Consider the following 8,468-nt stretch of genomic DNA (forward strand, 5'->3'; position numbering starts at 1 on the left):
GGCGCTGATAGTCTGATACTGTTATTGTTTAATATAGTTGTTCAAAATAACGTGTGACCTGCCATCAAGTCGTTGCAATACGCAGATTTGCCGACTAGGAATTCCGCGCTACAACAACGCCAATTCGTCCCGTGGACGCACGAAGGACGCCATAGCATTTTGATTTCGCGCATGATCCTTTCCGGAAGTCGAATCCGATTTTCAGGTCATTCGCTGTAGACGGAGAAATAGAGTGACCGACGATAGCAACAGTGCCCGTAAAGACATCGATCTGCTCGAGCTGACCGCCCACATCGTGTCCGCTTACGTCGAGAAGAACCGCTTGCCTGCCTCCGGCCTGGCCGACCTCATCGCCAGCGTCAGCGCCTCGATAAGCGGGCTCGGCAAGCCTGCGGTCCCGGTGGCTGCCCCGCTGGTCCCGGCGGTCAATCCCAAGAAGTCGGTGACGCCCGATTTCATCATCTGCCTCGAAGACGGCAAGAAGTTCAAATCGCTGAAGCGTCACATCGGTGTACATTTCGGCCTGACGCCGGACGCCTATCGCGCCAAATGGGGCTTGCCGTCGGACTATCCGATGGTCGCTCCCAACTACGCGGCCTCGCGTTCGCTGCTGGCGAAGTCGATCGGCCTCGGCCGCAAGGCCGCCCCCGTCAAGGCGCCCGCCAAGGGCAGGAAGGCCAAGGCCTCGGCCTGAACATTCAGTCCTGAGCCAACAGTTAGGACGACTGGAACAGAAGCCTGCCGGCGAATCCGCCTTGGCCGGCTTCCTATTTTTATGGCTTGGATAGGTGGCCGGGTTCCTAGAGCAATTCCAGGAAAAGTGTGAAACGGTTTTCCGTCCGGAATTGCGTAAAAAAACAAGGAGTTAGAGCGGGTCGCCGTTTCCGTGAAACGGTGAACTGCTCTTGGGGAGTGAGCCATGAACTACACCAGGATGGGGATCGAGAAAGAGGCACCGGAAGAATACGGCTACGACCGTATCCGCTTTAATCTTTCCGAAAGCTCGATCGCCGACCAGAAGCTCTCCGACATCGGCCTGTCGCTGCCCGATCTCACGCTTTTCTATGGCGAGCATCGCGGCGACAAGCAGTTGCGTGCACTGATATCGGCGCAGGATGCCGGCATTTCGCCGGATGATGTGCTGGTCACCGCCGGTGCCGCCGGCGCACTGTTCATCATCTCGACCTCGCTTTTGTCGGCCAACGACCATCTCGTCGTCATCCGGCCCAACTACGCCACCAACATCGAAACCCCAAGGGCGATCGGCTGCGCCATCAGCTTTGTCGACCTGGCATTCGAGGAAGGCTTCGCCATCGACGTCGAACGCGTCAAGGCCGCGATTCGGCCGGACACGAAGCTGATCAGCGTCACCTGCCCGCACAACCCGACCGGCACGATGATGAGCCGAGCCGAGCTCGATGCGCTGGTGGCGCTTGCCGAGGCTCGCGGCTGCCATCTGCTGGTCGACGAGACCTATCGCGACCTCTCCTACGGCAGGCGGCTGCCGACGGCTGCCTCACTGAGCCCAAAGGCGATCAGCGTCTCGTCATTGTCCAAGGCCTTCGGCATTCCCGGCATCCGCATCGGCTGGCTGATCACCAGGGATGCGGTGCTTCAGGAAAAATTCCTCGCCGCAAAGGAACAGATCGGCATCTGCGGCAGCGTCATCGACGAAGGCATTGCCCGCGGCATGCTCGAGCGCCGGGATGCCTTCCTGGCGACACTGCTGCCCGAAATGGCCAAGCGCCGCGACATCGTCCAGGCCTGGATCGACCGCGAACCGCTGGTCGACTGGATCAGGCCCGAAGGCGGTGTCGTCGGCTTCCCGCGCCTCGATATCGAACCCGGCTTCGACCTCGACCGGTTCTATGCGAACCTGCTGGAGAACCATGGAACCTATGTCGGACCCGGCCACTGGTTCGAGATGGAAAAACGCTTCTTCCGCGTCGGCTTCGGCTGGCCGACGGAAGCCGAATTGCGCGGCGGCCTCGACGCCATCTCCGTCGCGCTGCGGCAGTAACTTCCGCGTGCCGGCGATGGAGCAGGCTGAAAATTCCTTGATCCAGCACTGATTCTGACGCATATCCGCGGCGAACTGAGCTAAAAGTTCCGCCAGCCGGACCAGCGCCCATCGTGGAAGTGCCCCGCCAGCTGACGCCACTGCAATGGGGCCTCTTAAATCATGACCGCCGAACAGATATCACCGGACCAGCGCTATGCCGCGTTCCGCCACCGCTCCTTCCTGAGTTATTGGGCGGCGCGTTTCCTCACCACATTCGCCACCATGATCGTGTCCGTCGCGGTCGGCTGGCAGATGTACGATTTGACCCGCGACCCGCTCGATCTCGGCCTGGTCGGCATCGTCCAGTTCCTGCCGTCGCTGCTTCTGGTGCTGGTCACCGGTGTCGCCGCCGACCGCTTCGGCCGCCGCCTGATCATGGCGCTGGCGGTCGTGGTGGAGGCGATGTGCGCGCTGGCGCTGCTGTTCCTGGCGCTGCGCGGCATCAGCGGGCCGCTGCCGATCTTCTGCGTGCTTGCCATGTTCGGCGTCGCCCGCGCCTTCTTCGGTCCGGCCTCGGCCTCGCTGTTCGCCAATCTGGTGCCGCCTCAGGATTTCGCCAACGCCATCGCCTGGAATTCATCGGCCTGGCAGACGGCGACCATCGTCGGACCCGTCGCCGGCGGCCTGCTCTACGGCGTGTCGCCGGAAGCGGCCTACGGAACCGCCGCTGTCCTGATGCTTGTGTCCGGGCTGCTGATCTTCACCATCCCGAAGCCGTCGCAGCGCACCGAGTCGGACAAGCCGACGATGCAGCACCTGCTCGGCGGGTTCAGCTATATCTGGAGCGAGAAGATCGTGCTCGGCGCCATCTCGCTCGATCTGTTCGCCGTGCTCCTGTCCGGCGCCTCGGCGCTGCTGCCGGTCTATGCGCGCGACATCCTCCAGCTCGGCCCGTGGGGCCTCGGCCTGCTGCGCTCGGCGCCCAGCATCGGCGCCATTTGCGTCGCCATCTGGCTGGCCGGGCATCCACTTCGCAACCACGCGGGCATGATCATGCTGGCCGCTGCAGCCTCGTTCGGCGCCTTCACCGTGGTTTTCGGCCTGTCGACCATCACCTGGCTGTCGATCGTGGCATTGGTCTTCCTTGGCGCCACCGATATGTTCAGCGTCTACATCAGGGAGACGCTGATCCAGCTGTGGACGCCCGACGAGGTGCGCGGCCGCGTCAACGCCGTCAACCAGGTCTTTGTCGGCGCCTCCAACGAGGTCGGCGAATTCCGGGCCGGCACGATGGCCGCGCTGATCGGCACGGTGCCGGCCGTGGTGATCGGCGGCATCGGCGCCATCGCCGTCGCGGGCCTGTGGGTGGTGCTGTTCCCGCAACTGCGCAAGGTGCGCCACCTCAACGGGCGCAACTGATCTTCCCACGGTTGACAGCCGACATGCCTAGCCCATGCCACAGGAGCTCTCATGATCACTTGCTACCTGAAATACGTCATCGACCCCTACAAGCTTGCCGAGTTCGAAGATTATGGTCGTCGCTGGATAGCTCTGGTCAACCGCCTCGGCGGAAACCATCACGGCTATTTCCTTCCAAGCGAAGGGGCGAGCAACATCGCCTATGCCATGTTCAGCTTTCCGAGTCTTGCCGACTACGAGGACTATCGCAAACGGATGGCTGCCGACCCGGAATGCCAGGACGTGTTCGAAATGGAAAAGCGCAATCGCAGCATTCTCAGCTATGAGCGCAGCTTCCTGCGGCCGGTGCTCGAACCTTAATGCATGTCGCCCAAAAGTGGCCCCGGTTTTGGGAGAACGACATGCATGAAGACAAAGACCTAAAGCGGGTCGCCTGAAATCCGTTCAGACGACGGTTTAGCTATCTGCTCGACTTGCCGAAGATCATCCGCAAAAACTCGTCCAGCCAGCGCTTGAGATGCATGTCCCAGATCAGCCGGCCGCCGAGATGATCGCGGCCGGGCTGGGCACCGGGCAATTCGAAGCGATGCGCGCCGCGCACCACCCAGCGCTGCATCATCACCCTGGTCAGTTCGCCATGGAACTGGATGCCCCAGGCATTGTCGCCGTAGCGGAAGGCCTGGTTGGGATAGGTTTCGGCCGTCGCCAGCAGCGTCGCGTCCCTGGGCAGCGAAAAACCCTCGCGGTGGAACTGGTAGACCATCTCCGGCCAGTGCATCAGTTGCTTGCCGGCTTCGGTCGCCTTCAGGGGATACCAGCCAACCTCGACCAGCCCTTCACCATGACCCTCGACCTTGCCGCCGAGACAGTTGACCAGCATCTGCGCACCGAGACAGATGCCGAGACATGGCCGGTTCTCCCTCAGCGGTATTTCCAGCCAGTTGGTCTCGCGGCGGACGAACTCGTCGTCGTCATTGGCGCTCATCGGGCCGCCGAACACCACCGTGCCGGCGTGGTCGTCCAGTGTTTCGGGCAAGGCGTCGCCAAGCGGCGGCCGGCGGATGTCGAGATCGAAACCCTCTTCCAGCAACATGTGGCCGACACGTCCCGGGCTCGAACTCTCCTGATGCAGCACGATCAGGATCTTTGGCTTCGAACTCGTCTGGCGTGGCATGGGAAGGCGAAGATCCTATTCGTCGCTCGATGTTCCGGTGGCGCCGGGCGCGTGCGCCGCCGCCTTGCGGCGCGCCTCGACGCGGTCGTGGCGTTCGACGCCGATCAGCTCGGCGACGCGCCAGACGGTGTTGTCCTCGAGCTCGTGCAACTCGCCGTCGGCATAGACGATTTCCCACATCAGGCCGATGAAAGCCTTGCGCGCATCGGCATCGAGATGGCGCTTCAAGACGCTGGTGAAGGCGTAGAGATCGATCGCCTCATTGTCGGCCCGCTCGCCGGCAGCGGCCAACGCTTCGAGTTCCGCGCCACTGATCGAATAGCTCTCGGCCAGCACCGCCTTGAACCGCTCCCACTCGACATCCTGGCGCACGCCATCGGCGTTCATCACATGGTAGAGCAGCGCCGAGGCGGCGACACGCGGATCGTCCGTGCTGGCATGCGTGCCGGCACCGGCCGGCAAATCCCTGAGAAACGACAGAACGCGTTCAAACATAGATCCATACCCCAACGGCCTGACGGCCTGCCCAACTCAAAACAACCGAAACCGGCGCGGCGATTTCTCCGCTTCCTCGTCCGGATCGACGCCGGGATCGTCCGGCAGCCGCGCAAGCTCCTCGGCCGGCTCGACGCCTTCGGCATCGCTCGGCACCGCGGCGAAGGCCGCTGCCGTGATCGGTCTGACATGATCTTCTTCGCGACTTTCAGCTTGCTTGCCCGCCGACGTCTCGCCACCGGCGTCGTCGATCACTTCGATCGGCCTTTTTTCGCTCGTCGGCTTTGCCAATGCTTCAATAACCGGTGCCGCACCCGCTGGCGCGTCATCATGGCTGTCGATCAACTGGCCAAGACGCTCCATCGGCGCGCGCCACTCGAAGGCGTCGAGCCGGCCGGTGATCGGCGATACCGGAGCCCAGCGTTCCGATACCACGCCGTCTGCGACCCAGGCCGGATCGCGCGGCGCCCGCAGCGCCCTGGACAGCAGCTGCCGAACTTTGCCCTGATCGCCGGTCTCGGCCTCCTCGATGTCGGCGAGCAGCAGATAGGCGCCCTCGCGACGGTCCATCCGGATCGCCGCCTCGGCCTCGCGGCGGGCGGTCGCGAAATCCTGCGCGTCGAGCGCGGCGCGCGCCACCGTCATCGACGATTCGGCGTGGTTCTTCTTCATCTCCTGCAGCTTCTTCGCCCGGTTGAGGCGGTCGAGCACCGCGTCGCCCGGCCTTGCATGGGTATAGAGCTCGGCGATCTCCGGATGCGGCTCGGCCTTCCACGCCGCCTCGAGTATCTTCGAGCCCTTGCGCACATCGTTCTGCTTGAACAGTGCGGCCGCGGCGGCCACGGCGGCAGGCGCGAAATCGGGCCTGAGCTTGTTCGCTTCGATCGCCGCCGTCCTGGCGGCGGCGGGATCGCTGTCGGCAAGCGCCTGCGCCTTGGCGGTCAGCAGCACGGCGCGGCGGCGGTTGGCGGCATCGCGTTCGATCTGCCGTGTCGCTTTCTGCGCGTCGACGAGTTTCAGGGCGCCGTCCCAGTCGCCGCGCGCGGTCAGCTCTTCCAGCGTCGATTCCGCCGCCCAGGCCAGCTGCGGCGCCACAGCGGCGGCGCGGCCGGCATAATGCCTGGCGGCGTTGCGGTCGCCGAGCCGTTCGGCTTCCAGATAAAGCCCGCGCAAACCCAGCAGCCGCATTTCGGGATCCTCGAGCATGCTCTCGAATTTCTGCCGCGCGCCTTCATGATCGCCTTCGAGGAGCGACGCCTGCGCTTCGAGCAGGTGGATCAGCGGCTCCTGGTCGGAACGGATCAGCTTGGCGGCTTCCTTGGTCTTCTTGCGGGCCAGCGCGCCATCACCGGCGCCGGCGGCAATCATGCCGGTCGACAGCGCCTGATAGCCACGATCGCGGCGGCGGACACGGAAATAGCGCGAGATGGTGTAGGGGCTGTTCCACAGCGACTTGAGCAGCCACCACAGGATCATCACCGCAGCGACCACGGCAACGACAGCCACCGCCGCCACCATCAGGCTGACCTGGTATTGATAGCCGTTGAAAGTGACGACCATGTCGCCCGGCCGGTCGGCCAGCCAGGCAAAGCCCAGCCCGAGCGCGAAAACGACGATGAGGAAGGCGAGCAGGCGGATCATTGTGTTGCCCTCATGCCTTCATCGCGCCCGAGATCAGCGCATCGACCTGGGTCTCGACCTCGATGCGCGCCTTCAGCTTACCGGCAAAGTCGGCGCCCGCGGCCTTGGCGGCCTCGGGCAGCGTTTCATACTCGCTGAGTGCCTTGGCGTAGTCGCCCTGGTTGACCGCCGCCTCCATGCGCGCGACGGTTTCCGGTGCGCCGGCGCCTTCGACGGCGCCGATCGGCCTGACCTTGACCAGCGATTGCGCGCTCGACAGAAGGCTCTGAACGAAGCCGGCATTCTCATCGACAGGCGTCGCCGCCGTGACCATGGCATTGGCGGCGGCATCAGCCTGCGATGCGATCTCGGCGCGGGTTGGAACGCCCTTTTCGGCATAGGGGCGCAGTGCCGCAAGCTGCGGCGCATCAGGCGAAATCGCGGCGAGGGTTTCGAGTTCGGCCGAAAACGGCCCGCCACGCTCAAGCGCCGCCTTCAAGGCCGACGCCGCGATGGCAAGCGCGATCTTCGGCTGTCCCGCCGCCGCCTCGACCTTGCCGGACAGCTGCGACACAGACTGCTCCAGCGCTTTCAGCCGGCCATCCTGCGCGGTAGCCGCCTCGCCGGCCGACTTCACCTGCGCGTCGAGGCCTGCCAGTTTTTCGGTGAGCGGACCAAGATCGACCGGCGCCGCGCTGCCCGCCTTGCCGAGGGCGGCGACCGCCGTCTCGATCTGCGCGACCTTGTCGCCCAGTGCGGTGACGCCGGCCGCGTCGCCTGCTCCACCTTTCTCGACAGCCGATTTCAGCGCCGCGACATCAGCCTTGACCTGCTCCAGGCCCGAGGACAGCCCGACCATCTTCGCCGCTGCATCGCCGTTGCCGCCGGCGTCCTTCAAGCCGGCGATTTCGGTCTTCAGCGAGGCGATGTCGCCATTGACGCCATCGAGCGAGACGCTGGCGCCGGAGCCCGGCGCGCCGAGCAGGCCGGCAAATTGCAGCCCGCCGGCGCCGACCAGCGCGATGACGCCGCCGATGATGCCGGCGGCGATGCCGTTGAGGCCGCCACGCTTTTCAGGGGCTGGCGCCATTTTCTCGTCCTGTGTCTCGGCTTTTGCCTTGTTGCCGTCGGTCTGCGCTGCCGACGCGTCGTCGAAACTGTAGTCGAAGGTTTTGGCGCGGTTGGGCGGCGCATCCGAACCGGGATAAGGCAGCTCTGGCTCGGCGGCTTTGGCTCCGCCATGCGCCGGCGCTTGCCCTTCCGCACCTGCGGCGCCATCGGCATGCTCCCACGGCTCGAGATCGGTCTGGTCGGCATGAACCGGCTCTTCGGGAACCTCGGGCTGCGAAGCGTTCGCTGCTTCCTCGGCCTTCGCCTCGTCTGTCTGCGCCTCCTGCGTGGCGGCGTCCTCGTCGGCGATGCGTGAGACGGCGCCCGGCTCGAGATCGATGGTCACCGGCTCGCGGCGGCTTTTCGAGTGTCGCATCTTCGGCGTCTTGACCATGCCTGGGCTCCGCACATTCGCTTCGTCTCAACGCCTGGCGGCGCATGATGGTTCAGAAAGGGTCTAGCACATCACCAAGCGGTGAAAAGGGGCGGTGTGATGACGCGGCTCAGCGCGGCGCCTGCAAAAGCGCCAGCAATGCCTCCTCGTCAGGTTGCGCGGCAATGCGGATCCTTTCGCCGGCGGCATCGTCGAAGGCTGCGGCGATCCGCGTGGAAAGCGCAAAAACCCATGTTTTTTCGAAGAGACCGCGC

General features: G+C 64.4%; 8 protein-coding genes and 1 pseudogene. 4 read left to right on the plus strand and 5 right to left on the minus strand.

Annotation, left to right across the window (positions count from 1 at the left end):
• Positions 1-232 precede the first annotated feature (232 nt).
• From ENZ74_RS13185 to ENZ74_RS13200, 4 genes are all read left to right on the plus strand, one after another.
• Complete coding sequence (locus tag ENZ74_RS13185) at positions 233-694, plus strand: MucR family transcriptional regulator (RefSeq protein ID WP_013528917.1); 462 nt, start codon at positions 233-235, stop codon at positions 692-694.
• Between the two features lie 225 nt (positions 695-919).
• The gene (locus tag ENZ74_RS13190) at positions 920-2,020 is read left to right on the plus strand and encodes a pyridoxal phosphate-dependent aminotransferase (RefSeq protein ID WP_063169512.1); all 1,101 of its coding nucleotides are present in this window, start codon (positions 920-922) and stop codon (positions 2,018-2,020) included.
• A 162-nt stretch (positions 2,021-2,182) separates the two neighbouring features.
• Positions 2,183-3,421 carry an MFS transporter gene (locus ENZ74_RS13195; RefSeq protein ID WP_063169513.1) on the plus strand — a complete coding sequence of 413 codons (1,239 nt, stop codon included), beginning with the start codon at positions 2,183-2,185 and terminating at the stop codon, positions 3,419-3,421.
• A gap of 51 nt (positions 3,422-3,472) precedes the next feature.
• The gene (locus ENZ74_RS13200) at positions 3,473-3,781 is read left to right on the plus strand and encodes an NIPSNAP family protein (protein WP_063169514.1); all 309 of its coding nucleotides are present in this window, start codon (positions 3,473-3,475) and stop codon (positions 3,779-3,781) included.
• A 100-nt stretch (positions 3,782-3,881) separates the two neighbouring features.
• Here ENZ74_RS13200 and ENZ74_RS13210 read toward each other — a convergent pair whose 3' ends face one another.
• The 5 genes and pseudogenes from ENZ74_RS13210 to ENZ74_RS35090 all read right to left on the minus strand — a co-directional run.
• Positions 3,882-4,595 (minus strand): glutamine amidotransferase, encoded by a 714-nt coding sequence (locus ENZ74_RS13210; protein WP_024503038.1) that lies wholly within the window; start codon positions 4,593-4,595, stop codon positions 3,882-3,884.
• Positions 4,596-4,610: 15 nt separating this feature from the next.
• Entirely contained in the window at positions 4,611-5,090 is a 480-nt protein-coding gene (locus ENZ74_RS13215; RefSeq protein WP_013528912.1) for a TerB family tellurite resistance protein, read from the minus strand.
• Positions 5,091-5,126: 36 nt separating this feature from the next.
• Positions 5,127-6,731 carry a heme biosynthesis protein HemY gene (locus ENZ74_RS13220; protein ID WP_063169515.1) on the minus strand — a complete coding sequence of 535 codons (1,605 nt, stop codon included), beginning with the start codon at positions 6,729-6,731 and terminating at the stop codon, positions 5,127-5,129.
• A gap of 10 nt (positions 6,732-6,741) precedes the next feature.
• Positions 6,742-8,214 carry a COG4223 family protein gene (locus tag ENZ74_RS13225; protein WP_063169516.1) on the minus strand — a complete coding sequence of 491 codons (1,473 nt, stop codon included), beginning with the start codon at positions 8,212-8,214 and terminating at the stop codon, positions 6,742-6,744.
• A 109-nt stretch (positions 8,215-8,323) separates the two neighbouring features.
• Positions 8,324-8,468, minus strand: a pseudogene (locus ENZ74_RS35090) (uroporphyrinogen-III synthase); the annotation flags it as partial.

Source organism: Mesorhizobium sp. M7A.F.Ca.CA.002.15.2.1 (genome assembly GCF_003998715.1).
Classification (GTDB): Bacteria; Pseudomonadota; Alphaproteobacteria; order Rhizobiales; family Rhizobiaceae; genus Mesorhizobium; species Mesorhizobium ciceri.

Coding starts and splice junctions, on each gene's coding strand:
- ENZ74_RS13190 (WP_063169512.1), top strand. CDS start 920: ATGAACTACACCAGGATGGGGATCGAGAAAGAGGCACCGGAAGAATAC.
- ENZ74_RS13195 (WP_063169513.1), top strand. CDS start 2,183: ATGACCGCCGAACAGATATCACCGGACCAGCGCTATGCCGCGTTCCGC.
- ENZ74_RS13200 (WP_063169514.1), top strand. CDS start 3,473: ATGATCACTTGCTACCTGAAATACGTCATCGACCCCTACAAGCTTGCC.
- ENZ74_RS13210 (WP_024503038.1), bottom strand. CDS start 4,595: ATGCCACGCCAGACGAGTTCGAAGCCAAAGATCCTGATCGTGCTGCAT.
- ENZ74_RS13215 (WP_013528912.1), bottom strand. CDS start 5,090: ATGTTTGAACGCGTTCTGTCGTTTCTCAGGGATTTGCCGGCCGGTGCC.
- ENZ74_RS13220 (WP_063169515.1), bottom strand. CDS start 6,731: ATGATCCGCCTGCTCGCCTTCCTCATCGTCGTTTTCGCGCTCGGGCTG.
- ENZ74_RS13225 (WP_063169516.1), bottom strand. CDS start 8,214: ATGGTCAAGACGCCGAAGATGCGACACTCGAAAAGCCGCCGCGAGCCG.